This window comes from Mesorhizobium sp. M0106 (genome assembly GCF_040322715.1).
GTDB lineage: Bacteria > Pseudomonadota > Alphaproteobacteria > Rhizobiales > Rhizobiaceae > Mesorhizobium.
In genome coordinates, this window is the sequence record NZ_JAMYUA010000005.1 from 182,267 (window position 1) to 206,405 (window position 24,139).

Annotated in this window: 23 protein-coding genes; 15 read left to right on the plus strand and 8 right to left on the minus strand. The window is 62.1% G+C overall.

Annotated features, from left to right (window positions below; translation table 11 throughout):
- Positions 1-167 precede the first annotated feature (167 nt).
- Entirely contained in the window at positions 168-1,433 is a 1,266-nt protein-coding gene (gene tyrS / locus NKJ55_RS07720) for a tyrosine--tRNA ligase (protein ID WP_352449371.1), read from the minus strand.
- Between the two features lie 385 nt (positions 1,434-1,818).
- On the opposite strand from tyrS, the gene NKJ55_RS07725 reads away from it, so the two are divergent.
- On the plus strand, positions 1,819-2,547 hold the full coding sequence (locus tag NKJ55_RS07725; protein ID WP_352449372.1) for a glycosyltransferase family 2 protein: 729 nt from the start codon (positions 1,819-1,821) through the stop codon (positions 2,545-2,547).
- Positions 2,540-2,872: a lipid-A-disaccharide synthase N-terminal domain-containing protein gene (locus tag NKJ55_RS07730; RefSeq protein WP_023717355.1), complete on the plus strand. Its 333-nt coding sequence runs from the start codon at positions 2,540-2,542 to the stop codon at positions 2,870-2,872. Before NKJ55_RS07725 ends, NKJ55_RS07730 begins: the two co-directional genes overlap by 8 nt.
- Before the next feature lie 40 nt (positions 2,873-2,912).
- On the opposite strand, the gene NKJ55_RS07735 is transcribed toward NKJ55_RS07730, so the two are convergent.
- A complete protein-coding gene (locus NKJ55_RS07735) occupies positions 2,913-3,563 on the minus strand; it encodes an FMN-binding negative transcriptional regulator (protein ID WP_352449373.1) in 651 nt (216 codons plus the stop codon).
- A gap of 6 nt (positions 3,564-3,569) precedes the next feature.
- On the minus strand, positions 3,570-4,244 hold the full coding sequence (locus NKJ55_RS07740) for an alpha/beta hydrolase (protein WP_023674683.1): 675 nt from the start codon (positions 4,242-4,244) through the stop codon (positions 3,570-3,572).
- 238 nt (positions 4,245-4,482) lie between these two features.
- On the opposite strand from NKJ55_RS07740, the gene NKJ55_RS07745 reads away from it, so the two are divergent.
- From NKJ55_RS07745 to sufA, 8 genes are all read left to right on the plus strand, one after another.
- Entirely contained in the window at positions 4,483-5,661 is a 1,179-nt protein-coding gene (locus NKJ55_RS07745; RefSeq protein ID WP_352449374.1) for a cysteine desulfurase family protein, read from the plus strand.
- A 188-nt stretch (positions 5,662-5,849) separates the two neighbouring features.
- Entirely contained in the window at positions 5,850-7,367 is a 1,518-nt protein-coding gene (gene sufB, locus NKJ55_RS07750; protein WP_352449375.1) for a Fe-S cluster assembly protein SufB, read from the plus strand.
- A complete protein-coding gene (locus NKJ55_RS07755; protein ID WP_023674686.1) occupies positions 7,364-7,780 on the plus strand; it encodes a hypothetical protein in 417 nt (138 codons plus the stop codon). The genes sufB and NKJ55_RS07755 overlap by 4 nt, the downstream gene beginning before the upstream one ends.
- Entirely contained in the window at positions 7,773-8,528 is a 756-nt protein-coding gene (sufC, locus tag NKJ55_RS07760; protein ID WP_023674687.1) for a Fe-S cluster assembly ATPase SufC, read from the plus strand. The genes NKJ55_RS07755 and sufC overlap by 8 nt, the downstream gene beginning before the upstream one ends.
- 43 nt (positions 8,529-8,571) lie before the next feature.
- Positions 8,572-9,840, plus strand: a complete 1,269-nt coding sequence (sufD, locus tag NKJ55_RS07765) for a Fe-S cluster assembly protein SufD (protein WP_352449376.1) — start codon at positions 8,572-8,574, stop codon at positions 9,838-9,840.
- Positions 9,841-10,019: 179 nt separating this feature from the next.
- Positions 10,020-11,261 (plus strand): cysteine desulfurase, encoded by a 1,242-nt coding sequence (locus NKJ55_RS07770; protein WP_352449377.1) that lies wholly within the window; start codon positions 10,020-10,022, stop codon positions 11,259-11,261.
- 5 nt (positions 11,262-11,266) lie between these two features.
- Positions 11,267-11,662 (plus strand): SUF system Fe-S cluster assembly protein, encoded by a 396-nt coding sequence (locus NKJ55_RS07775; protein ID WP_352449378.1) that lies wholly within the window; start codon positions 11,267-11,269, stop codon positions 11,660-11,662.
- A 110-nt stretch (positions 11,663-11,772) separates the two neighbouring features.
- The gene (gene sufA / locus NKJ55_RS07780; RefSeq protein ID WP_352449379.1) at positions 11,773-12,153 is read left to right on the plus strand and encodes a Fe-S cluster assembly scaffold SufA; all 381 of its coding nucleotides are present in this window, start codon (positions 11,773-11,775) and stop codon (positions 12,151-12,153) included.
- 142 nt (positions 12,154-12,295) lie between these two features.
- Here sufA and NKJ55_RS07785 read toward each other — a convergent pair whose 3' ends face one another.
- On the minus strand, positions 12,296-12,793 hold the full coding sequence (locus NKJ55_RS07785) for a GFA family protein (RefSeq protein ID WP_352449380.1): 498 nt from the start codon (positions 12,791-12,793) through the stop codon (positions 12,296-12,298).
- A gap of 90 nt (positions 12,794-12,883) precedes the next feature.
- On the opposite strand from NKJ55_RS07785, the gene NKJ55_RS07790 reads away from it, so the two are divergent.
- A complete protein-coding gene (locus NKJ55_RS07790; protein ID WP_023717364.1) occupies positions 12,884-13,207 on the plus strand; it encodes a TfoX/Sxy family protein in 324 nt (107 codons plus the stop codon).
- 34 nt (positions 13,208-13,241) lie between these two features.
- Here the strand turns inward: NKJ55_RS07790 and NKJ55_RS07795 are convergent, their stop codons facing one another.
- Together NKJ55_RS07795 and NKJ55_RS07800 are read right to left on the minus strand one after the other, a co-directional pair.
- A complete protein-coding gene (locus NKJ55_RS07795; RefSeq protein WP_352449381.1) occupies positions 13,242-14,165 on the minus strand; it encodes a PfkB family carbohydrate kinase in 924 nt (307 codons plus the stop codon).
- Positions 14,166-14,630: 465 nt separating this feature from the next.
- The gene (locus NKJ55_RS07800) at positions 14,631-15,527 is read right to left on the minus strand and encodes a hypothetical protein (RefSeq protein WP_352449382.1); all 897 of its coding nucleotides are present in this window, start codon (positions 15,525-15,527) and stop codon (positions 14,631-14,633) included.
- Positions 15,528-16,088: 561 nt separating this feature from the next.
- Here NKJ55_RS07800 and recA point away from each other — a divergent pair.
- From recA to NKJ55_RS07815, 3 genes are all read left to right on the plus strand, one after another.
- Entirely contained in the window at positions 16,089-17,183 is a 1,095-nt protein-coding gene (gene recA, locus NKJ55_RS07805; RefSeq protein ID WP_352449383.1) for a recombinase RecA, read from the plus strand.
- A 259-nt stretch (positions 17,184-17,442) separates the two neighbouring features.
- Positions 17,443-20,109 carry an alanine--tRNA ligase gene (gene alaS, locus NKJ55_RS07810; protein WP_352449384.1) on the plus strand — a complete coding sequence of 889 codons (2,667 nt, stop codon included), beginning with the start codon at positions 17,443-17,445 and terminating at the stop codon, positions 20,107-20,109.
- A gap of 64 nt (positions 20,110-20,173) precedes the next feature.
- Positions 20,174-20,968 carry a PhzF family phenazine biosynthesis protein gene (locus NKJ55_RS07815; RefSeq protein ID WP_352449385.1) on the plus strand — a complete coding sequence of 265 codons (795 nt, stop codon included), beginning with the start codon at positions 20,174-20,176 and terminating at the stop codon, positions 20,966-20,968.
- Positions 20,969-21,169: 201 nt separating this feature from the next.
- Here the strand turns inward: NKJ55_RS07815 and NKJ55_RS07820 are convergent, their stop codons facing one another.
- The gene (locus NKJ55_RS07820) at positions 21,170-21,796 is read right to left on the minus strand and encodes a glutathione S-transferase family protein (RefSeq protein WP_352449386.1); all 627 of its coding nucleotides are present in this window, start codon (positions 21,794-21,796) and stop codon (positions 21,170-21,172) included.
- Positions 21,797-21,807: 11 nt separating this feature from the next.
- Complete coding sequence (locus tag NKJ55_RS07825; RefSeq protein ID WP_352449387.1) at positions 21,808-23,019, minus strand: NADP-dependent isocitrate dehydrogenase; 1,212 nt, start codon at positions 23,017-23,019, stop codon at positions 21,808-21,810.
- 206 nt (positions 23,020-23,225) lie between these two features.
- Here NKJ55_RS07825 and NKJ55_RS07830 point away from each other — a divergent pair, with 206 nt between their 5' ends.
- The gene (locus NKJ55_RS07830; RefSeq protein WP_352449388.1) at positions 23,226-24,092 is read left to right on the plus strand and encodes an RNA methyltransferase; all 867 of its coding nucleotides are present in this window, start codon (positions 23,226-23,228) and stop codon (positions 24,090-24,092) included.
- Positions 24,093-24,139 lie beyond the last annotated feature (47 nt).

Sequence of the window (24,139 nt, forward strand, 5' to 3'; positions counted from 1 at the left end):
TCCGCGACTAGCCTTGAGCCACCATGCCTTCGTCATCCTAGGGCGCAGCAGGAGCGAAGCGACGTCGCGGAGACCCTAGGATCCATGCCGTTACAGTTGCCGAGGAATGCAGCAATCCATTGCTTGTGCCCGTCGCCGGCTCGGTCTCACCTGAGCCTCAGCAGAGGTCAGACCGGCCGTACCAGAATGACCTTCTTCTTTCCCAACTGAACTTTGAATGCTCCGGTGTTTTCGTACAGGTCGGTCCACAAGACAATTTCGTTCGGGTCGGTGACGACCCTGTCATTGATTCGTAGAGCACCTTCCGCCATCTTGCGCCGAGCTTCCGAATTGGACGGCACAAGTCCCGACGCGACGGCAATTGCTGCATTCGACCTGCCAAATTGCCATTTGTCATCCTGTCCTTTGTCGATGGTTACTGTCGGCAATGACTCGGTTGACTGACCTCTTTCGAAAAGCGCTTCTGCCGTCCTAGCTGCCTCCTCCGCCGCCTCGCGGCCGTGCAGCATGGCGGTGATTTCGGTGGCGAGGATCTTCTTGGCTTCGTTGATCTCCGAGCCGCCGAGCCGTTCGAGGCGTGCGACCTCGGCGAGTGGCAGGGTCGTGTAGAGCTTCAGGAAACGGCCGACATCGGCGTCCTCGGTGTTGCGCCAGTATTGCCAGAACTCGTACGGGCTCAGCATCTCCGCGTCGAGCCAGACCGCGCCCGAGGCCGACTTGCCCATCTTGGCGCCGGAGGAGGTGGTGAGCAGCGGCGTCGTCAGCGCATAAAGCTGCGCGCCTTCCATGCGATGGCCGAGATCGATGCCGTTGACGATGTTGCCCCACTGGTCGGAGCCGCCCATCTGCAGCCGGCAGCCGAGACGCTTGTAGAGCTCGACGAAGTCGTAGGCCTGCAGGATCATGTAGTTGAATTCGAGGAACGACAGCGACTGCTCGCGGTCCAGCCGGAGCTTGACCGAATCGAACGCCAGCATGCGGTTGACCGAAAAATGCCGGCCGACATCGCGCAGGAAATTGACGTAGTTGATGTCCATCAGCCAGTCGGCATTGTTGATCATGACGGCGTCGTTCGGGCCGCTGCCAAATTTGAGGTAGGGTGTGAAGTTGCGGCGGATGCCGGCGAGATTGTCCTCTATATCCTGCGGCGTCAAAAGCTTGCGCGCCTCGTCCTTGAACGACGGATCGCCGATCATCGAGGTGCCGCCGCCCATCAGCGCGATCGGCCGGTGGCCGGTCTGCTGCAGCCAGTAAAGCATCATGATCTGGATCAGCGACCCGGCATGCAGGCTCCTGGCGGTGGCGTCGAAGCCGATATAGGCGCTCACCGTTTCCGTGGCGAAAAGCTGGTCGAGGGCGGCATCGTCCGAGGTCTGGTGGATGAAACCGCGCTCGCCCATCGTGCGCAGGAAATCGGATTTGAAGGCGGACATTTTCTTTCCCGAAAAGCTTCCGGCCGAATGCGGCTCGGCTATGCATGAAGGCGGGCGTTTAGCACTCAAGCGCGATCAGCAAAAGTGGAATCCGGTTTTGCGACACCCTCTTGCCTTCTCCCCTTGTGGGAGAAGGTGGATTGGCGCGCAGCGCCAAGACGGTTGAGGGGTGTTGGACGGAGTGCCGTCGTTGCCAAGCTGGAACACCCCTCATCCGACCGCGCTTCGCGCGGCCACCTTCTCCCACAAGGGGAGAAGGGAGAACCCCAAGCGTGCGGCCTGCTTGCGTCATCGTTTCGGCTGGCGTAATGAGGCGCCGCCAACGGGTCTCATCCGCTGGACCGCACGGCATCGATCGAATGCCATATCCTATGACAGAGTCGAGATGCCGGAGATATCCATCGTCATTCCTTGCCGGAACGAGGCGGCGAACCTGCCGCTTCTGCTCGACGAGATCGGCACCGCCATGGCCGGGCGCGACTTCGAGGTCATCGTCGTCGACGACGGCTCGACCGACGAAACGCCTTCGGTGCTTGCCGCAGAGGCAGCGCTTCGCCGGTTTCCGCTGCGCCATCTCAGGCATGAAAAATCCGCCGGCCAGTCGCTCTCGGTGCGCTCGGGCGCCTGGGCGGCGCGCGGCGATATCGTCGCCACCATCGACGGCGACGGCCAGAACGACCCCGGTTATATCCCAGTGTTGATCGACGCGTTGCGGCAGGCTGGTCCCGAAGTCGGGGCCGCGCAGGGACAGCGTCTGAAGCGCCGCGACAGCAAGATCAAGCAACTGGCGTCGCGTTTCGCCAACGGGCTGAGAAAAGCCATCCTGCACGACGAGACGCGGGATACCGGCTGCGGCCTCAAGGCGATCTACACCGACATTTTGCGGAAATTGCCGTTCTTCGACGGCACCCACCGCTTTGTTCCGGCGCTGGTCATCCAGGAGGGCTACCGCGTCGTCCATTGCGATGTCGTCGACCGCTCCCGCCGTCACGGCAAATCGAATTACGGCATCTTCGATCGCGGCCTGCAGGGCGTGCTCGATCTTGCCGGCGTCTGGTGGCTGCGCCGCAGGCGCCGCAGAATGCCCAAAGTAGAGGAAATCAGGCATGGGTAACGTGCTTCAGGAATTGGCGACCTGGCTTCACGATGTTTTCGTCAAGCAATTCGATGCCTGGGTTCTGCTTGGCTTCGTCGCCCAGTTCTTCTTCACCATGCGCTTTCTGGTGCAGTGGGTGGCGTCGGAAAAGGCCAAGCGCAGCGTCGTGCCGATCGCCTTCTGGTTCTTTTCGCTGTTCGGCGGCGGCCTGCTGCTGGTCTACGCCATCCAGCGTCAGGATCCGGTGTTCATCGCCGGCCAGGCCATGGGCCTGCTGATCTATATCCGCAATCTCTGGCTGATCGCCAACGAGCGCAAGGCGGCGATGACCAAGGTCGATTGAGCCCGCCACCGGCCTGAACCGGTCGAGCAAGCAATCCAGATTACTTGCCGTCCAGCCCGCCGTAGGATCTTACCAGCCGGACCATGTCGGCCGAATCGGCAGTCTCGCTCTCGAGCCCCTCGGCGACACCGACGCGGTCGGCGGCCGGGCGGTTCTGGCTGACTTTCCATTTGCCGCTGATTGCGGTGATTTCGATCTCCAGGCCGACGATGCCCTTGATCTGTGACTGGATGAAGGGTGCCGGCGCGTCGGTTACCGCCCATGGCGCCGCGCGGCTGCCCTCCTGCGACATCGTCAGATCCGAAATCTGCTCGGCCAGCCAATCCTGGTCTTCGATCACCGTGACGCTGCCGCGCACCTGGACGATGGCGTAGTTCCAGGTCGGTACCACCTTGCCGGTTTCACGCTTGGTCTCGTACCAGGACGGCGTCACATAGGCATCGGCGCCCTGGAAGACGACCAGTACCGGCGCCAGGGGATTGTCGGCCAAAAGCCGCCATTGCGGATTGGCCTTGGCCAAATGGGCGCGCAGCCTGCCGTTCGGCGGCACATCCGCGTCTAGAAGAAAAGGAATCGCGTTGGCGACCGGCCCCTCGGCGCCGTTCGAGACCAGCAGGCCAAGCGGATGCGCCCGGATCAGCCCGTGCAGGACGTCCGGCCGTGTTTCCTGGAAGTGAGGCGGTTGGTACATCGCCGATTATCTCAGCCGCTTCGGCCGTGGGTCGGACAGTTCCCCGGCCAGCCGGCGATCGAGATAGTCCGCGCATTCCTCGATCAGAAGCTCAGCATGGTTGGCAAAGAAATGGTTGGCGCCGGGCAAGGTCTTCTGGGTGATGGTAATGCCCTTTTGCGTGTGCAGCTTGTCGACCAGGCCCTGCACGTCCTTGGGCGGCGCGACCTTGTCGGCGTCGCCGTGGATGATCAGGCCGGACGACGGGCATGGCGCCAGGAACGAGAAATCATAGGTATTGGGCTGCGGCGCGACCGAGATGAAGCCCTCGATCTCCGGCCGGCGCATCAGAAGCTGCATGCCGATCCACGAGCCGAACGAATAGCCGGCAACCCAGCAACTCTTGGAATCCGGATGCAGCGACTGCACCCAGTCGAGCGCCGCGGCGGCGTCGGACAATTCGCCGGTGCCGTGGTCGAACTCGCCCTGGCTGCGGCCGATGCCGCGGAAATTGAAGCGCAGCGTGGTGAAATTGCGCTTTTGGAACATGTAGAAGAGGTCGTAGACGATCTTGTTGTTCATCGTCCCGCCGAACTGGGGGTGCGGGTGCAGGACGATGGCAATCGGCGCGCTCTTTTCCTTCGAGGGCTGATAGCGACCCTCCAGGCGGCCGGCCGGACCGGTGAAAATGACCTCAGGCATGAAATACTCCACTTGGCATAAATTGCGCGGCGCCCGGAACAACTTTTCCTCTGGCCTTGACGCAGGGCGAGCGTCTTTCTAGAAGCTAGTTTAGAATTGTTCAAAACTGGGCGGCCAAAAATTGTGGCTCGGCCACCCGCGCCGCAAGCCGCGTAAATAGGACGTCTTGCCTTGCAATTTCAAGGAAATAACGCGCTATCTTCGCGGAACGGCTTTTGAAGGGACCAGTTGGACGGAAATGGCCGGAGCACGCGCCTACCTCGACTACAACGCCAGCGCGCCGCTGCTTGCCTCGGCGCGCGCTGCCGTGGTGGCTGCGCTCGACGTTGCCGCCAACCCGTCCTCGGTTCATGCCGAGGGCCGCGCTGCACGGCGGCTGATCGAGGACGCCAGGCGCGACGTGGCGCGACTGGTCAACGCCAGGGCCGAGCATGTCGTATTCACCTCCGGCGCGACGGAAGCGGCCTCGACGCTGCTGACGCCGGACTGGCAAATGGGGCGCGGCGCTGTCCGTATGAGCCGGCTCTATGTGTCCGAGGCCGATCATCCTTGCCTGCTGAACGGCGGTCGTTTCCCCACGGGGCAGGTAATGCGGATCGGCGTCGACGCCGACGGCGTCGTCAGGCTCGACGTTTTGGCCGAGGCTCTCGCCCGGCATGACAAGGCCGACGGCATGCCGCTGGTAGCGATCCACGCCGCCAACAACGAGACCGGCGTCATCCAGCCGGTTGGCCGCATTGCCGAAATCGTCAAGGCGGCGGGTGGCATCCTGGTTGTCGATGCCGTGCAGGCGGCCGGCCGCATTCCGCTCGATATGTCAGCGGGTTACGCAGACTATCTGATTCTCTCGTCGCACAAGATCGGCGGCTCAAAGGGCGTCGGCGCCATTGTCGCGGCGTCGGACCTGATGATGCCAAAGCCGCTGGTCAGCGGCGGTGGCCAGGAAAAAGGCCATCGCGGCGGCACCGAAAACCTGGCGGCGATTGCCGGGTTTGGCGCGGCGGCGCGAGAGGCGTCTGCCGGCTTGCAAACGATCGAAACGGTGCGGCAGCGTCGCGACGAAATCGAGGCGATCGTGAAAACGCTTGTTCCGGACGCCGAAATCTTCGGGACCGGCGCGCCAAGGCTTGCCAATACGACATTCTTCGCTATTGCCGGCATCAAGGCCGAGACGGCGCAGATTGCCTTCGACCTGGCCGGTGTGGCGCTGTCGGCTGGATCGGCCTGTTCGTCGGGCAAAGTAGGGCCGAGTCACGTGCTGAAAGCCATGGGTTATGGCGACAGCCTCGGCGCGTTGCGCGTGTCCGTCGGCCACGCGACCAGCGCCGAAGACATTGAGCTGTTCCGTTCGGCGCTGGCGACGATCGTCGCGCGCCAAGCCGGTAAGGAAAAGGCAAGCAGGGAACGAGCCGCCTGAGCGCGGCAGACGAAATGTAGGGCCTTGCGGCCTGGTAGAGCCGTGCGTTCGAATTTGGCCGGGTGAATTTCCGGCATGAACGCACTATATGAAACTTACGCCGCCTCAGGTGCCTGATGGGTGCTCGTTTGCGGTGCCATAGTTTGAAAACTGCCGGGCCTTGACCCCGGCGTGGATGGAGAACGCTGATGCCTGCTGTGCAGGAGACGATCGATCGAGTTCGAAAGATCGATGTCGACCAGTATAAATACGGATTCCAGACCGAAATCGCGATGGACAAGGCCCCCAAGGGCCTGAGCGAAGACATTATCCGCTTCATTTCGGCGAAGAAGGACGAGCCGTCCTGGATGCTGGAATGGCGCCTGGAAGCCTATCGCCGCTGGCTGACGCTGGACGAGCCGAAATGGGCGCGCGTCCACTATCCCAAAATCGATTTCCAGGATCTCCATTATTACGCGGCGCCCAAGAGCACGCCGGGTCCGACTTCGCTCAGCGAGGTCGACCCCGAATTGCTGAAGGTCTATGAGAAGCTCGGCATTCCGCTCAGGGAACAGGAAATCCTCGCCGGCGTGCAGAAGACCGATGCGTCGGAGCTCGAGGAAGCCAGCGACAACGTCTACAAGTCGGGCCGCGTCGCCGTCGATGCGGTGTTCGATTCCGTCTCCGTCGTCACCACTTTCAAGAAGGAACTGGCGCAGGCCGGCGTCATCTTCTGCTCGATCTCGGAAGCCATCCGCGAGCATCCGGAGCTGGTGAAGAAGTATCTCGGCTCGGTCGTGCCGACCTCCGACAATTTCTACGCGACGCTGAATTCGGCCGTGTTCACCGACGGCTCCTTCGTCTTCGTGCCCAAGGGCGTGCGCTGCCCGATGGAACTGTCGACCTATTTCCGCATGAACGAGAGGAACACCGGCCAGTTCGAGCGCACGCTGATCATCGCCGAGGAGGGGGCTTACGTCTCCTATCTCGAAGGCTGCACGGCGCCGCAGCGCGACGAGAACCAGCTTCATGCCGCGGTGGTCGAGCTGATCGCGCTCGATGATGCCGAGATCAAATATTCGACAGTGCAGAACTGGTATCCCGGCGACGCCGAAGGCAAGGGCGGCATCTATAATTTCGTCACCAAGCGCGGCGACTGCCGCGGCCATCGCTCGAAGATTTCGTGGACACAGGTCGAGACCGGCTCGGCCATCACCTGGAAATATCCGAGCTGCATCCTGCGCGGCGACGATTCCAGCGGCGAGTTCTATTCGATTGCCGTGTCGAATGGTTATCAGCAGGTCGACAGCGGCACCAAGATGATCCATCTCGGCAAGAACACGTCGAGCCGCATCATCTCCAAGGGCATTGCCGCCGGCTTCTCGCAGAACACCTATCGCGGCCAGGTCTCGGCGCACCGCAAGGCGACCAACGCCCGCAACTTCACCAATTGCGACTCGCTGCTGATCGGCGACCAGTGCGGCGCACACACCGTGCCCTACATGGAAGCCAAGAATTCGACGGCGCAGTTCGAGCATGAGGCAACCACCTCGAAAATTTCCGAGGACCAGAAGTTCTACGTCATGCAGCGCGGCATCCCCGAGGAAGAGGCGATTGCGCTGATCGTCAACGGCTTCGTCAAGGACGTCATCCAGCAACTGCCGATGGAATTCGCGGTCGAAGCGCAGAAGCTGATCGGGATTAGCCTTGAGGGGAGTGTTGGGTGAGTGACGATGAGGCAGAGGACGGTCCGCCGTTGGTCGCACGCGTTCACCAGTTTGACAGGCATTCTGGTGAGCTAGCCGACAACTATCGGGCCGACCTCGATGAGCAGATTTGCGGAGAATTGGCAACGTCGCTCGGGAACTACCTTCGAAGCTTTGCTGCCGAAAGGAAAGTTGTCGTCAGGATCGAAGTCGAAGCCAACCGAATTAGCGCTGGGCGCGAAGACGGCACGGAGTTGATGATCACCGTCTACGGCCCTGAGATTTTTGAAATCACCAGGTGGCCGAATCCCGCCGACGCCGTCGAGGACGGAAGTATGCGATTTGACTTGGCACCTGAACTTGAAAGCGACGTCGCCGTTGCCCTAGCTCGGCGATATGTAGTTAACGGAACGATAGAGCAAGAGAATGCTTGAAATCAGAAACCTGCATGCCCGCATCGTCGATGACGGCACCGAGATCATTCGCGGCCTGAACCTGACGGTCAGGGCTGGCGAGGTCGCCGCCATCATGGGGCCAAACGGCTCGGGGAAATCGACGCTGTCCTATATCCTCGCCGGCCGCGAGGACTATGAGGTCACCGAGGGCGACATCCTCTACAACGGCCAGTCGATCCTTGAAATGGATCCGGCCGAGCGCGCTACCGCCGGCATCTTTCTCGCCTTCCAGTATCCGATGGAGATACCGGGCGTGGCGACGATGGAATTCCTGAAAGTGGCGATGAACGAGCAGCGCAAGGCGCGTGGCCAGGAGCCGCTGAAAATCCCGGAATTCCTCAAGCGCGTGAAGGAAGCGGCCGCCTCGCTCAACATGGACATGGCGATGCTGAAGCGGCCGCTCAATGTCGGCTTCTCCGGCGGCGAGAAGAAGCGTGCCGAGATCCTGCAGATGAAGCTGCTCGAGCCAAAGCTCTGCGTGCTCGACGAGACCGATTCCGGCCTCGACATCGACGCGCTGAAGATCGTCGCGGACGGCGTCAACACGCTGCGCTCGCCGGACCGGGCCATCGTCGTCATCACCCATTACCAGCGCCTGCTCCAATACATCGTGCCGGATACGGTGCACGTGCTCTACAGGGGTCAGGTGATCAAGTCGGGCGACAAGTCGCTGGCGCTCGACCTCGAGGCCAATGGCTATGCCGGCGTGATCGGGCAAGCCGCGTGAGATGCAAGCGGGCCCGGAAGGCAAGCCAAACAAGGCGATACTGATGAATATGCACACGACACCCCAGCGGACATTAGCCGAAACGGCGCTGATCGACGCCTTCGGCGAGCGGCTGTCGCTGCTGCCCGGCGACGGCGCGGTGATGCTGAAGCGCGACGACGCCATCGAGGCGATCAAGGGCGGCCTGCCGACGCGGCGCATCGAATCCTGGCACTATACGGACCTGCGCCGGCTGCTGACCTCGGTGCCGGACTTCGATCCGGCAGCGGTCGCGAAAGCCATTGCGCCGATCGTCGAAGGCTCCTCGGTTTTGCCGGTACTGAACGGCGTTTCGAGCGCGAAATGGGCTGCTGTCGAGGGCGTCACGGTACAGCGTCTATCGGAGAAGCTGACCGACGGCAGCATCGCCCCGGGGCTGGATTCCTATGGCAGCGACGATGCCATCGGCGCGCTCAACACCGCCTTTGTCGCCGACGGCTATTTCGTCGACATCGCCGACGGTGCCCAACTGGACAAGCCGCTCGAATTGCAGAATTTGCAGGCCGGTGGACAGACGCATGTACGCCTGGCCGTCCGTGTCGGTGCCGGCGCCAACGCTGTCATCGTCGAACGCCAGGCAGGCGAGGGGGCGGCGCTGGTCAGCTCGGTCAGCCAGCTTTTGCTTGGCGAGGGCGCCGAAGTGACATGGCTGGTCGTGCAGGAGCAGCCGGATACGGCAACGCATCTTGCCCAGTTCAAGGCGCATCTCGGCAAGAATTCGAAGCTGACGCTGTTCATCATGAATGCCGGCGGCAAGCTTGTCCGGCAGGAGGTCGTTGTGAAGACGACCGGCGAGGGCGCCGAATTCACCTTGCGCGGCATCAATCTGCTCGCCGGCGATACCCATACCGATGTCACTATGGTGCTCGACCACGCCGTACCGCACACAGCCTCGACCGAAGTCATCCGAAACGTGGTGACCGGCAAGGCGCGCGGCGTCTTCCAGGGCCGCATCAACGTCCACCAATATGCGCAGAAGACCAACGCCAAGATGGCCTGCAACACGCTGCTTCTGTCGGATGACGGCGAGTTCTCGACCAAGCCGGAGCTCGAAATCTTCGCCGACGACGTCGTCTGCGGCCATGGCGCGACCGTCACCGAGATCGACCACAGCCATCTGTTCTACCTGATGGCGCGCGGCATCGACGAGAAGACCGCGCGCGGCCTGCTGGTCAAGGCCTTCGTCGCCGAGGTGATCGAGGAACTGGACGACGAGGCCATCGTCGAGGCGCTGGAAGCGAGACTCGATAATTGGTTTTTGACGCACGGGTAGAGGTGACTGAGGGGTTGGTGCCAACACCCCTCATCCGTCGCCTTCGGCGCCACCTTCTCCCACAAGGGGAGAAGGAGAGGCGCTCTTCCTTCTCCCCTTGTGGGAGAAGGTGGCCGAGCGAAGCTCGGTCGGATGAGGGGTGCTGGACGGAATGAGGCGGTGCCTCGAGAGAGCTTGTAATGGACCAGAAAGTCGAAAACATCCCCTACGACGTCGAGGCGATCCGCCGCGACTTCCCGATCCTGTCGCGGCAAGTCTACGGCAAACCGCTGGTCTATCTCGACAATGGCGCCTCGGCGCAGAAGCCACAGGCGGTGCTCGACGCTATCCAGCACGCCTATTCCCAGGAATATGCCAACGTCCATCGCGGCCTGCATTTCCTGTCGAATGCCGCGACCGACGCCTATGAGAACGCGCGCAAGATAGTGCAGAGATTTCTGAATGCGCCGAGCACCGACAACATCGTCTTCACCTCGAACACCACGGCGGCGATCAACACGGTTGCTTATGGTTTCGGCATGCCCAATATCGGCGAGGGCGACGAGATCGTGCTGTCGATCATGGAGCACCATTCCAACATCGTGCCGTGGCATTTCATCCGCGAGCGGCAGGGCGCCAAGCTGGTCTGGGTGCCGGTCGACGATCTCGGCGTCTTCCATATCGAGGAATTCGAGAAGCGGCTGACCGACCGCACCAGGCTCGTCGCTATCACGCATATGTCGAATGCGCTGGGCACGGTGACGCCGATCAAGGAGATTGTGCGCATCGCGCATGCCCGCGGCATTCCGGTGCTGGTCGACGGCAGCCAGAGCGCCGTGCATATGCCGATCAACGTGCAGGATCTCGACTGCGATTTCTTCGTCTTCACCGGCCACAAGGTTTATGGCCCGTCGGGCATCGGCGTGCTCTACGGCAAGAAGGATATTCTGGAGCGCATGCGCCCGTTCATGGGCGGCGGCGAAATGATCGAGGAGGTGACGCAAGACATCGTCACCTACAACGACCCGCCGCACCGTTTCGAGGCCGGCACGCCGCCGATCGTCCAGGCGATCGGGCTTGGTGCCGCGCTCGAATACATGGAAAAGATCGGCCGCGAGCGCATCGCCGCGCACGAGGCCGATCTGAAGGATTATGCGCATCAAAAACTGCGCGCCATCAACTCGCTGCGCATCTTCGGCGATGCGCCCGGCAAGGGCGCCATCATCTCGTTCGAGCTGCAGGGCATTCACGCCCATGACGTGTCGATGGTCATCGACCGGCAGGGCGTGGCGGTGCGCGCCGGCACCCATTGCGCCCAGCCGCTGTTGAAACGCTTCGGCGTAACATCCACATGCAGGGCATCGTTCGGCATGTATAATACCAGGGCCGAAGTCGATGCTTTGGCCGATGCGCTGGAAAAGGCGCGAAAGTTCTTCGGGTGACGATCATGGATGATGCCAGCCACACCGCCGAAAGCACGGCACTGGAAACGGCCACCAATGCGGTGGTCTCCGGATCGGCCATTCCGGCCGAAGAATTGGCGCGGCTGACCGACGACATCGTCTCGGCGCTGAAAACGGTCTACGACCCGGAAATCCCGGCCGACATCTACGAGCTCGGCCTGGTCTACAAGATCGACATCGAGGACGACCGCTCGGTCAAGATCGATATGACGCTGACCGCGCCTGGCTGCCCGGTGGCCGGCGAAATGCCCGGTTGGGTGGAGAATGCCGTCGGCGCCGTCGAAGGCGTCTCCGGCGTCGAGGTCAACATGACCTTCGACCCGCCCTGGTCGCCCGACCGAATGTCGGAAGAGGCGCAGGTGGCGGTTGGGTGGTACTAGCATCCGACCAGCCAGAGGCTGGCGCACTTGCGCCGGGTACAAAACTTCACCATTTTAGGTGAGGAATCATTCGGCAGGCCTTGAACCTGCGCGCAATGGAGAAGGAAAACATGGGACGCTTCGCCGTCATCACGATGACCGAAAAGGCCGCCGACCGGGTTCGCGAGATCGTCGCGACCCGTGAGAATGCGCATGGCATTCGCCTTGGCATCAAGAAGGGCGGCTGCGCCGGCATGGAATATACGGTCGATCTGGTGACCAAGCCCAACACCAAGGACGACCACATCGAGCGCGACGGCGCCCATGTCTATGTCGCGCCGGAGGCGGCACTTTTCCTGTTCGGCACCGAGATGGATTTCGAGCAGACGACGCTGCGCACCGGCTTCACCTTCCGCAATCCGAACCAGAGCTCGGCCTGCGGCTGCGGCGAATCGGTCGATTTGAAGCCGGCTGATCTGAAGGCACTGGCCGAAGCACGCGCTTCGGCCTGAGACTTTCCTTCTCCCCGTCACTATACGGGGAGAAGGTGGCCCGAAGGGCCGGATGAGGGGCAGAGCCGGCTCTCGCAAGTTCGCGCCGCCCCTCATCTGCCTGCCGGCATCTTCTCCCCGTATAGCGACGGGGAGAAGAACGCTAATCCACCCACATCCCCGTTCGCTTGTGCCAGTCGGCGATCGACTCCTCCGGGTAGACATCGAAAACCTTGTCGCCCTTGCCGATATCCGGCTCGACCCAATTCGCCTTGTATTTCAGCATCAGATGCACCTTCTCCGGCGGTTTCGGCAGGTCTGTGTCGACAGCCGAGGCGAACGGATGCACCAGCTCCGGCCAGGTCGGATCGTAGAGCCAGAGTGCCGTCCCGCATTTCGTGCAGAAGTTCCGCTCGCCCGTCGAGATCTCGCGTTGCGGGTGCTCGTCGTCCTCGATCTCGGCCCGGTAGACGCCGAGATGGCGCTTGCCCTGGATTTTCAGCGTCTCGTAATCGGCGCCGAGATTGATGGCAAAACCGCCACCGCCCTGCTGCTTGCGGCAGATCGAGCAGTAGCACAGCATGAACGGCACCGGCGTGTGGCTTTCCACCTCGAAACGTACGGCATTGCACCGGCAGGACCCTTTGAGCAGAAGCGGCATGAAAAACTCCGACGAAATTGATTCTGAACTTGTCAGGATGGTGCCGGTTGCGTCGATGACAAGGGGAAATCCGGGTGACATGATCGCCGCATGGACAACGAGCGCATAGAAGAGCTTTTCGAAGGCCTCGGCCCGGTCAGCATCCGCAAGCTGTTCGGCGGCAAGGGCATCTATTTCGACGGCGTCATCGTCGCCATCGTCATCCGTGGCGAATTGATGCTGAAGGCCGACGCCGAAAGCGCCCCGGATTTCGAAGCGGCCGGCTGCCGGCAATGGACCTATACCGGCTCGCGGCACGGCAAGCTCGTGTCGATGCCCTATTGGAGCGTTCCCGACAGCGCATTCGACGATCCCGACGAGATGGCGATCTGGGCGCGCCGCGCCTACGAGGCAGGACGGCGCGCCGGAAAATAGGCTGCGTCATGCTTCGGCAATTCCGGGCCGTACTTCACGCCGGGTCCCGCGCCTCGGGCACGAGCGCCAGCGCCTCGGCAAAGCCAGCGCTGGTGAAGGCGGCACTCTCGACGGCGAGCATAGCTGCGGCAATGCCTTCGCGCAGTGCCGCGCGCAGCGTCAGGCCGCGCAGCAGGGCAGCGATCGTGGCGCCTGCCAATGCGTCGCCGGCGCCGGCAGCATCGGTCCGCTTTTGCAGCGGCGGTGGCGAGATCGAGAACGCGCTCAATTCGTCGAAACCGAGCACTGGTTCGTCGCCGGCGGTGATCACGCCGCTTTTCAGCCCGGCGCGTCTCAGGCCGTCGACGATGCCTTGATCGATTTGGACGCCGGCGAGCACGCCGGCCTCGCGCCGGTTCATGAAGGCCATCGCCAGACGGTCGAGCACCGGCGTCAGCCGCGCCGCTTTGTTGGGCGAGACCGCAAGCGCAAACACCGGCTTGCCGGCGGCGAGTGCCGCCAGCCGCTCCAGCGCGGTCGACGGCAGGTTGGCGTCGCACAGCACCGCGTCGGCCGAACCGATCGCTTCCCGCACCTTGGCACGGCGGATCTGCTTGGGAAGCGCCAGCTCGTAGAGCACCATGTCGGCAAGGCCGGCGATCAGCCCGCCGCCGCTGTCGATCAGCATCGTATGGCTTGGCGTTGCTCGGTCGAGGAACACCGCCGACAGGTCGGCAACGCCGGCCTCGGTGACGGCGCGTAAAACCGTGTCGCCAAGGGCATCGCCGCCGCGCACCGAAAGCAGCGAGGCCGAGACGCCGCGGCGCACGGCACAGCGCAAGGCGTTGAAGACGGCGCCGCCGACATGCTCGCGCATCGTGCCCGGATTAGACGCTGCCGGCACGAAGGCGCCGGCAACCCGGCCGCGCCGCTCGATATAGGCGCCGCCCACGGCCAGGATCGTCGGGGATTTGATCATGCCGTCAAAATGCCCTTTAGCTGTTGCCCGGGGGGAGACTAGGTCGCCGGGCGGAACCCTGCAATCGCGGGTCCGATTCGGTTGGTGACGGCAACGGCGCCGCATCCGAGGCGAGACACGTTGGGAAGCAAACGGATGTATACCGTTCGACATGTAAAGAAGAAAATTCAAGCCTTGGCGAGGTGTGCTAAATGCGTGCTGTTGCGTGAGCCACGCGTTCTACACCAATGGCATCGCGGGCTGCTTCAGCTACAGCAACGGCAGCAGTGGTAACTCGAATGCTCAGCCAGATGGTAACAAGCAGCGCAGCCATATTGTGCTTCAGCGCCACTCCATGGGGCTTTCTGCGCAATTATGTAGGTGGCTAGCACCTCAACGCAAAGAATACCAGAATCGCCCCACAGCGCCTTGCCCCGTCCATGTGATGGCATCATGAAACCGATCCTTTTGGCGGTGGCGGTGGTTCTAATCGAAGCCGTTTAAATGTTCGTCTTTCAGGTGAGCGGGAACGAACTCGTAGCTCTTGTATACGCGGCAAAACCAACTCTTGTGGGGAGTTCCGAACGGGTCCTCGTAATAGATGATCCCATAAAGATATATCTCACCTTCTTTCCGTCGTTCCCCCTCCATCATGTCGGCGGTGACTGTCAGCGGGACATGCCAGTTGTTTGGGAAATCGACGTCATAGGCCGCAATCGCCCCTTTGTGCAGAATCCTGTCAGTCCCCTGTTTTCCGGCGGTCTCGGGGTCGGGCGGCACGGCGAAAAGTCCCACATCATACTGAATGCGCGTCACAAAGCCTGGCGTTCTGCCGAAATTCTTGAAGTTGATCCCGAGAAGTTTTTTGCCATCAAAAGGGTCTCGTTTGGTCATCCAAAGGAATACATAGGGCCGCTCAGCGGCAATGGCAGCATTGGCAGCAGCGGTAGCCGTGTTGGCAGCTTGAATAGCGGCTTCGGTAGCAAACTGATTAGCTTTGAGAGTACGCCAAATTAAGAAAATGCCGACACCGCTCGCAATCAACCCAGACAGGCTAATCCGGTACATACTTGTGGTGTCTTCAGCAACGCTCTGTTGGGCTGCGAGGTCACACCAATCCGTATTGGTTTCGCTGGAGTCGTTTGCTTTCTCAGTTTTTTGATTGCTCGAACTGGGATGGACATAGGTGGTCGAAAAGGGGCTATCGCTATATCGTGCGGCGCATTTTCTGGCGTAGTAGGAGCTTTGATTTTCAACGGACTTTTGAGAGTCGAGTAGCGACCCAAATAGGAGCAATCCAATTATGGTCGCAATCCAGCCGAACGTTATGAAGTCATATCGATCGTCGCCGCCAGACATGACAGTATCGCCGCCAAATTTCACTGCGGCAGTTATCCCCTAGAATACGGACAGGAGCAACAATGACCGAAATGCCTAACGCCTGTTCGACGGCCCCCTAAAGGCGATCGCAACCAAGCTCGCCCCTACTGGTCACGCGGATGGTGCGCTGGATTTCCTTCGCGGAAAGCGGAACATGAAGGTGACACCAGTCGCGCAGTGACATGCGTGGCTTGGAATGGCGTGCCTGCGGTCGGGTAGACCTGCGCGCTGCAGAAGTCGCACTCATGGAGCGGCAAGCCTTCACGCGATGGCACTTGGCGCATTCGTGACGATCACTGCACCGGGTTGTCATGAGGCGTTCGAAGCAGGCGTCTTCGCTACTAGCGAGTCGCCCCCCGGAATGGGCAGACAGTCGGGAGTTTACCTTTTTTGACAGAGATAACATCCCGAAGCCAAAATTCCGAAACAAAAATAGAACAAATAGAGATATGCGTTATTTTTCAAGCCCTTGGTACTCATTGACAAATGAGAACAAATGAGGTACATTCTTTTAAGGATTGCGGGATTGTCCGGCCTCCATTGACGACCACGGGGTGATGTATCATGGCTCAGAATTCTTTGCGGCTTGTAGAGGACAAAGCGGTGGACAAATCAAAGGCTCTGGATGCGGCGCTGTCGCAAATCGAGCGTGCCTTCGGCAAGGGCTCGATCATGCGGCTCGGCGCGAACGAGCAGGTCGTCGAGATCGAAACGGTGCCGACCGGCTCGCTTGGGCTGGACATCGCGCTTGGCGTCGGCGGCCTGCCGCGCGGCCGCATCGTCGAGATCTACGGGCCGGAAAGCTCGGGCAAGACGACGCTGGCGCTGCACACGGTGGCCGAAGCCCAGAAGAAGGGCGGCATCTGCGCCTTCGTCGATGCCGAGCACGCGCTCGACCCGGTCTATGCCCGCAAGCTCGGCGTCGATCTCGAAAACCTGCTGATCTCGCAGCCCGATACCGGCGAGCAGGCGCTGGAGATCTGCGACACGCTGGTGCGCTCCGGCGCCATCGACGTGCTGGTGGTCGATTCGGTGGCGGCGTTGACGCCGCGGGCGGAAATCGAAGGCGAGATGGGCGATTCGCTGCCCGGCCTGCAGGCCCGCCTGATGAGTCAGGCACTGCGCAAGCTCACCGCCTCGATCTCGCGCTCCAACACCATGGTCATCTTCATCAACCAGATCCGCATGAAGATCGGCGTCATGTTCGGTTCGCCCGAGACGACGACCGGCGGCAATGCGTTGAAATTCTATGCCTCGGTCCGCCTCGACATCCGCCGCATCGGCTCGGTCAAGGATCGCGACGAGGTCGTCGGCAACCAGACCCGCGTCAAGGTCGTCAAGAACAAGCTGGCGCCGCCCTTCAAGGTGGTCGAGTTCGACATCATGTATGGCGAGGGCGTCTCCAAGACCGGCGAGCTGGTCGATCTCGGCGTCAAGGCGGGCGTGGTCGAAAAGTCGGGCGCCTGGTTCTCCTACAATTCGCAGCGTCTTGGCCAGGGCCGCGAAAACGCAAAACTGTTCCTGCGCGACAATCCCGACACGGCGCGCGAGATCGAGCTGGCGCTACGGCAGAATGCCGGGCTGATCGCTGAGAAATTCCTTGAGAACGGCGGCTCCGAAAGCAGCGACGGTTTCGAGGACGACGCTGGGGTGATGTAGGGCAAGCGACGCCTCGCTGAGCCTCAGCCAGATTTCGATTTGATGTTTTGATTTTGAGTTTGCGTAATCGATGCGTTTCGAACCGCCGGCCCAGGGCCGGCGGTTCGCGTTTGACGGCGAGGCAGACGCATTTCAAGGCGCTGGTGAAAGCCGGGATTTGAGCCCATTTGGTGTTTCTGGACAGGCTGCGGTGCGACCGCTAAAAGGCCATGTCTATTTTCCGCCGGCAGCCGGCGGTTCTCTCGAAAAGGCAGTATTCATGAGTGGCGTCAACGAGATCCGGTCGGCATTTCTCGACTATTTTCGCAAGGAAGGTCACGAGGTCGTCGCGTCAAGCCCGCTGGTGCCGCGCAACGACCCGACGCTGATGTTCACCAATGCCGGCATGGTGCAGTTCAAGAACGTTTTCACCGGTCTGGAGAAGCGGCCGTATTCGCGCGCCACGACTGCCCAGAAGAGTGTTCGTGCCGGCGGCAAGCACAACGACCTCGACAATGTCGGCTACACCGCGCGCCACCTGACCTTCTTCGAGATGCTCGGCAATTTCTCCTTCGGCGACTATTTCAAGGAGCGGGCCATAGAGCTTGCCTGGAACCTGATCACCAGGGAGTTCGGGCTGAAGAAGGACAAGCTGCTGGTCACCGTCTACCACACCGACGACGAGGCGGCTTCGTACTGGAAGAAGATCGCCGGCCTTTCGGACGATCGCATCATCCGCATCCCGACTTCGGACAATTTCTGGGCAATGGGCGACACTGGACCTTGCGGGCCGTGTTCGGAGATATTCATCGACCGCGGCGAGCATATCTGGGGCGGCCCTCCCGGCAGCCCCGAGGAGGATGGCGACCGTTTCCTCGAATTCTGGAACCTGGTGTTCATGCAGTATGAACAGGTGACGAAAGACGAGCGCATCGACCTGCCGCGTCCGTCGATCGACACGGGCATGGGCCTCGAGCGCATGGCCTCCATCCTGCAAGGCGTTGAAAGCGTCTTCGAAACCGACCTGTTCCGCCACCTCATCGACGCCGCATCGTCGGCGCTCGGCCGCGGTCCGGATGCGGACGCCGTCGCATCGTTGCGCGTCATCGCCGATCACCTGCGTTCGTCCTGCTTCCTGGTCGCCGACGGCGTGCTGCCGTCCAACGAAGGGCGCGGCTACGTGCTTCGTCGCATCATGCGCCGCGCCATGCGCCACGCGCAGTTGCTCGGCGCCCGCGATCCGCTGATGTGGCGCCTGGTGCCGGCGCTGGTCCGCGAGATGGGCCAAGCCTACCCGGAACTGGTGCGCGGCGAACAGATGATCACCGAAACGCTGAAGCTGGAAGAGACGCGCTTCCGCAAGACGCTGGTGCGCGGCTTGGGCTTGCTTTCGGAGGCGACGGAAAAGCTGGCCTCCGGCGACATGCTGGATGGCGAGACAGCGTTCAAGCTCTACGACACCTATGGCTTTCCGCTCGATCTGACGCAGGACGCGCTGCGCCAGCGCAACATCTCGGTCAACCTTGCCGGCTTCACCGAGGCGATGGAGCGGCAGAAGGCGGAGGCGCGCAAAAGCTGGGCCGGCTCCGGCGACGTGGCGACCGAGACGGTATGGTTTCCGGTGCGCGAGAACGCCGGCGCCACCGAGTTCCTCGGCTATGAGACCGAGCAGGCGGAAGGCCTCATCCAGGCGCTGGTCAGGGACGGCAAGACCGTCGACAGCGCCGGCAAGGGCGACGCCGTTGCCGTGGTTGTCAACCAGACGCCGTTCTATGGCGAGTCCGGTGGCCAGATGGGCGACACCGGCGTCATTTCGGGCGACGGGTTCTCGATCGAAATATCCGATACCCAGAAGAAGGCCGATGGGCTTTTCGTCCATCTCGGCAAGGTGGCTAACGGCACGGTCAAGACGGGCGCGACCGTCGAGCTGAAGGTGGACCACGCGCGGCGCTCCAGGCTGCGCGCGAACCATTCCGCCACGCATCTGATCCATGAGGCGCTGCGCGAGGTGCTGGGTACCCATGTGGCGCAGAAGGGCTCGCTGGTCGCGCCCGAGCGTCTGCGCTTCGACATTTCGCACAACAAGCCGATCTCGCCTGACGAGCTCGAAGAGGTCGAGCGCATGGCAAACGAGATCGTCGTTCAGAACGGCCCTGTAACCACGCGGCTGATGTCTGTCGACGACGCCATTGCCGAAGGCGCCATGGCGCTGTTTGGCGAGAAATATGGCGATGAAGTGCGCGTCGTTTCGATGGGCACGGGCTTGCATGGCGCCAAGGCCAACCGGCCCTATTCGGTCGAGCTATGCGGCGGCACGCATGTCAGGGCGACCGGCGATATCGGCCTGGTGCGCATCGTGTCCGACAGCGCGGTCGCCGCCGGCGTGCGCCGCATCGAGGCGTTGACCGGCGGGGCGGCCAGAAAGCATCTCGACGAACAGGACAAGCGGTTGAAGGCGGCCGCCGCCGCGTTGAAGATTTCGCCGGCCGATGTGCCGGCCCGCGTCGAGGCGCTGCTCGACGAACGCAAGAAGCTCGAAAAGGAGCTGATCGAGGCGCGCAAGAAGCTGGCGCTGGGCGATCGCTCGCCAGCCGGTGTGCCTGCGGAAAACGAAACCATTGCCGGTGTCGGTTTTCTCGGCAAGGCGGTATCGGGCGTCTCGCCAAAGGATCTTAAGCCGTTGGCCGATGCCGGCAAGAAGTCGCTCGGCTCCGGCATCGTCATCTTTGTCGGCGCCGGCGAGGACAACAAGGCGAGCGTCGTCGTCGCCGTCACCGATGATCTGACCGGCCGCTTCAACGCCATCGATCTGGTGCGCGTCGCGTCCGCGGCATTGGGCGGGCAGGGGGGCGGCGGGCGACCCGATATGGCTCAGGCCGGCGGCCCGGACGCCTCGAAGGCCGAAGACGCGATCGCTGCGGTGAAAGCGGCTCTCGAAGCGGCCTAAACCTGCACCGGGGGCGGCACGGCCGAAATGGCGCGCCGCCCAGCGAATATCTTTGAGGGCCGATATGCCGACGCTGACGATGTATCAGGTCGATGCCTTTGCCGAACGGGCCTTCCAGGGTAACCCTGCCGCCGTTCTCCTTTTAGAGGAATGGCTGTCGGAGCAGGTAATGCAGGCCATCGCCAACGAAAACAATCTTGCTGAAACCGCGTTTGTGCGGCCGAATGGCAAAGGTTGGGATTTGCGCTGGTTCACGCCGGTCCATGAAGTCGACTTCTGCGGCCACGCCACTCTTGCGGCAGCCCATGTGCTGGCTACGGAATACAATGGTCAGGGCGAAATGTCCTTCGCCACCCGGGTCGGCGAGCTGCGGGTTTCCCGGTGGGAAGGGGGCTATCAGCTCGATCTGCCTTGTTTTCCGCCGCAGCCCGTCGAGGAAGAGCTGAACTCGGCGCTGCAAGCGATATTGCCTCAGCCGCCGGTTGCGAGCTTCCGCAATTTCGAGAACCTGTTTGTCGAGCTTGCCGACGAGACAACCGTGCGATCTTTCGTTCCCGATCTGCTCAGGATCGGACGTTTTCATCCTCTCGGCCTGGTTATTACCGCGCCTGGGCGAGCCCACGATTTCGTCTCCCGTTACTTTGTGCCCGGGGCGGGCATTCCCGAGGATCCGGTAACCGGCTCCATTCATGCGACGCTGGTGCCTTATTGGTCTGAAAAACTCGGCAAGACGCATCTGTCGGCATTCCAATGCTCGCAGCGCGGCGGGCATTTGCTATGCAAACTGGCCGGAGATCGCGTGCTGATCACAGGCCGTGCGAAGACCTTTATGAAGGCGGAGATCTACCTTCCCGATTGAGCGGCTTGGCTCGGGTTCCTCGCCCCCACGAAGCGGGGGAGAGGTGGCCGCGAAGCGGCCGGAGAGGGGGCCTGCGCAATCAAAAGGCGCTTTAGGAATGCGCCGATTTCCCCTCTCCGTCTCGGCTTCGCCGAGCCACCTCTCCCCGCAAGCGGGGCGAGGAACCCAGGTCGTGCGAAGTTGCCGCGCCTCGCGGCGGTTTCACCCTGCCTTTTCGGTTTTCGCAAAACTCGCGCGTTGAGTGATGCGCGCATACCAATCCCGAATCTCGGCAAACTCGGCCAGCAGGGCTTGTCCCTCGGCGACCTTGACGAAATAGCCGATGATCGGTGCGGCGTGCAGGTCGGCCAGCGTCAGGTCCGTCCCCAACAGCCAAGGCCCTTCGGCTTTCAGCGAAGAGAGCGCCTGCAATGCCGTTCTCGCCTGCCGCAACCCGTTGGCGATCACGGCTTCGTCGGGCGGCGTTTTTTCCAGCCGCTCGACAGCGACATCCCAGACCATGGTCCTGTAGGCGTAGGCGTCGAGCAGGCCGGTGATCTGGTTCATGCGTGCTCGAGGCCGGGCTTCGACCGGCTGCAGCGCCGGGCCGCCAAAGCCTTCGTCGACATAACGGGCAATCGCGCCGGTCTCGTAGAGGCGAAAGCCGTCATGCTCGAAGGCCGGGATGCGGCCGAACGGCTGGTGCTCGAAATACCAGCCGGGAATGCCGTCCGCGGCAAAGATGTCGACGGGCACGAGCTCGTAGCCGACGCCCTTTTCCTCCAGCACCAGCCGCACGATGCGCACATAGACGCTGTAGTCCGCGCCGTAGACGACCGGCTTGCCCATGCCGGTTGGGCTCAGGCCATCGCTTTCTGCAAATTCTCGTCGATCTTGTCGAGGAAGCCGGTGGTCGAAAGCCATGGCTGGTCGGGGCCGATCAGCAGCGACAGGTCCTTGGTCATGAAGCCGGACTCGACCGTCTGGATGCAGACCCTTTCCAGCGTCTCGGCAAAGCGCCTCAGTTCGGCATTGTCGTCGAGCTTGGCGCGGTGCGCGAGGCCGCGCGTCCAGGCAAAGATCGAGGCGATCGAATTGGTCGAGGTCTCCTCGCCCTTCTGGTGCTGGCGATAGTGGCGGGTGACGGTGCCGTGCGCAGCTTCCGCCTCGACGGTCTTGCCGTCCGGCGTCATCAGCACCGAGGTCATCAGGCCGAGCGAGCCGAAGCCTTGCGCCACCGTGTCGGACTGCACGTCGCCGTCATAATTCTTGCAGGCCCAGACATAGCCACCCGACCATTTCAGGCTGGAGGCCACCATGTCGTCGATCAGCCGGTGCTCGTACCAGAGCTTCTTCGCTTTGAATTCTGTTTCGAACTCCGCCTCGTAGACCTCCTGGAAGATGTCCTTGAAGCGGCCGTCATAGGCTTTGAGGATGGTGTTCTTGGTCGAGAGGTAGACGGGGTAATTGCGCAGCAGGCCGTAGTTCAGGGAGGCGCGGGCGAATTCGCGGATCGATTCGTCGAGATTGTACATGGCCATGGCGACGCCGGCGCCGGGTGCGTCGAAGACGTCGTGCTCGATCACCTGGCCGTCCTCGCCGACGAATTTGATCGTCAGCTTGCCCTTGCCGGGGAAGCGGAAGTCGGTGGCGCGGTACTGGTCGCCGAAGGCGTGGCGGCCGACGATGATCGGCTTGGTCCAGCCGGGCACCAGCCGCGGCACGTTCTTCATGATGATCGGCTCGCGAAAGATGGTGCCGCCGAGGATGTTGCGGATGGTGCCGTTCGGCGACTTCCACATCTTCTTCAGCTTGAATTCCTCGACGCGCTGCTCGTCGGGCGTGATCGTCGCGCATTTCACGCCGACGCCGTATTTCTTGATGGCATTGGCCGAATCGATGGTCACCTGGTCGTTGGTGGCGTCGCGGTGCTCGATGCCGAGGTCGTAATATTCGAGCTTGAGGTCGAGATAAGGGTGGATCAGCTTGTCCTTGATGAACTGCCAGATGATGCGGGTCATCTCGTCGCCGTCGAGTTCGACGACCGGGTTCGCCACCTTGATCTTCGCCATGGAAAGAATGCCTCGCTTTTGGGGAACGGAACGGCCTTGCCCGCACGGCTGCCGGCCCTGGGATGCGGCCCGTATATCAAAGGCTTTTTGGCCGCGCAAACGGCGAACCGCGCCGTAGTGCCGGCATTCCTTGCGAAAGCTTCATTTTCGCCGCCAAATGTGGCAGGGGACTGCGAAATGCCGCAAACAGCAGTTCACTGACAGCCATGGCCGCTACCCAGGATCCCGCCACCCCTCTTGCCTCCGGAACTCCAGCGTCCGGACCGGCGATCATCCTGGTCGAGCCGCAGCTCGGCGAGAATATCGGCATGGTTGCGCGCGCCATGGCCAATTTCGGTCTTACCGAGCTGCGGCTCGTCAATCCGCGCGACGGCTGGCCGAGCGAGAAGGCGCGTGCCGCCGCAAGCCGCGCCGACCACGTCATCGATGCCGTCACGGTGTTCGATGACCTGGCCTCGGCGATTGCCGATCTGAACTTCGTCTTCGCCACCACGGCGCGCGCGCGCGACAATTTCAAGCCGGTGCGCGGTCCGGTCGAGGCGGGCAGGGCGCTGCGCGCGCGGCAGCGGGCCGGCCAGCGCACCGGCATCCTGTTCGGCCGCGAGCGCTTCGGCCTCTATAATGACGAGGTCGGCCTTGCCGACGAGATCGTCACTTTCCCCGTCGATCCAGCCTTCTCCTCGCTCAACATCGCCCAGGCGGCCCTGCTGATGTCCTATGAATGGATGAAGTCCGGCCTTGAAGACGAGACCAGGACCAACTTCTCCGGCCCCGAAATGCCGCCGGCTGCCAAGGAAGAATTGCACGGCCTGTTGGCGTATCTGGAAGGTGCACTGGAGGCGCGCGGCTATTTCCGCCCGGCAGCGAAGAAGCCGAAGATGGTCGACAATTTGCGTGCAGTGCTGACCCGCCCCGGCTTTGCCGAGCCGGAGCTCAAGGTGCTGCGCGGCATCATATCATCGCTGGACAGGTTCTCGCCGGCCATGCCGCGCGGCGACGGATCGCCCGGCGACGATCCAAGGCGGCTTCCGGCGGCCGCGGCACGCGCTGCGAGGGCGAAAGACAAAGACTAGCCTCGGAACGACCCATACCTCACCAGTAACCGAATGTTATTTGGTGT

Coding starts and splice junctions, on each gene's coding strand:
- NKJ55_RS07795 (WP_352449381.1), bottom strand. CDS start 14,165: ATGATCAAATCCCCGACGATCCTGGCCGTGGGCGGCGCCTATATCGAG.
- NKJ55_RS07745 (WP_352449374.1), top strand. CDS start 4,483: ATGGCCGGAGCACGCGCCTACCTCGACTACAACGCCAGCGCGCCGCTG.
- sufC (WP_023674687.1), top strand. CDS start 7,773: ATGCTTGAAATCAGAAACCTGCATGCCCGCATCGTCGATGACGGCACC.
- NKJ55_RS07740 (WP_023674683.1), bottom strand. CDS start 4,244: ATGCCTGAGGTCATTTTCACCGGTCCGGCCGGCCGCCTGGAGGGTCGC.
- NKJ55_RS07830 (WP_352449388.1), top strand. CDS start 23,226: ATGGCCGCTACCCAGGATCCCGCCACCCCTCTTGCCTCCGGAACTCCA.
- recA (WP_352449383.1), top strand. CDS start 16,089: ATGGCTCAGAATTCTTTGCGGCTTGTAGAGGACAAAGCGGTGGACAAA.
- NKJ55_RS07770 (WP_352449377.1), top strand. CDS start 10,020: ATGGACCAGAAAGTCGAAAACATCCCCTACGACGTCGAGGCGATCCGC.
- NKJ55_RS07825 (WP_352449387.1), bottom strand. CDS start 23,019: ATGGCGAAGATCAAGGTGGCGAACCCGGTCGTCGAACTCGACGGCGAC.
- NKJ55_RS07815 (WP_352449385.1), top strand. CDS start 20,174: ATGCCGACGCTGACGATGTATCAGGTCGATGCCTTTGCCGAACGGGCC.
- NKJ55_RS07730 (WP_023717355.1), top strand. CDS start 2,540: ATGGGTAACGTGCTTCAGGAATTGGCGACCTGGCTTCACGATGTTTTC.
- NKJ55_RS07735 (WP_352449373.1), bottom strand. CDS start 3,563: ATGTACCAACCGCCTCACTTCCAGGAAACACGGCCGGACGTCCTGCAC.
- alaS (WP_352449384.1), top strand. CDS start 17,443: ATGAGTGGCGTCAACGAGATCCGGTCGGCATTTCTCGACTATTTTCGC.
- sufD (WP_352449376.1), top strand. CDS start 8,572: ATGAATATGCACACGACACCCCAGCGGACATTAGCCGAAACGGCGCTG.
- NKJ55_RS07820 (WP_352449386.1), bottom strand. CDS start 21,796: ATGGGCAAGCCGGTCGTCTACGGCGCGGACTACAGCGTCTATGTGCGC.
- tyrS (WP_352449371.1), bottom strand. CDS start 1,433: ATGTCCGCCTTCAAATCCGATTTCCTGCGCACGATGGGCGAGCGCGGT.
- NKJ55_RS07775 (WP_352449378.1), top strand. CDS start 11,267: ATGGATGATGCCAGCCACACCGCCGAAAGCACGGCACTGGAAACGGCC.
- NKJ55_RS07790 (WP_023717364.1), top strand. CDS start 12,884: ATGGACAACGAGCGCATAGAAGAGCTTTTCGAAGGCCTCGGCCCGGTC.
- NKJ55_RS07785 (WP_352449380.1), bottom strand. CDS start 12,793: ATGCCGCTTCTGCTCAAAGGGTCCTGCCGGTGCAATGCCGTACGTTTC.
- sufB (WP_352449375.1), top strand. CDS start 5,850: ATGCCTGCTGTGCAGGAGACGATCGATCGAGTTCGAAAGATCGATGTC.
- NKJ55_RS07725 (WP_352449372.1), top strand. CDS start 1,819: ATGCCGGAGATATCCATCGTCATTCCTTGCCGGAACGAGGCGGCGAAC.
- sufA (WP_352449379.1), top strand. CDS start 11,773: ATGGGACGCTTCGCCGTCATCACGATGACCGAAAAGGCCGCCGACCGG.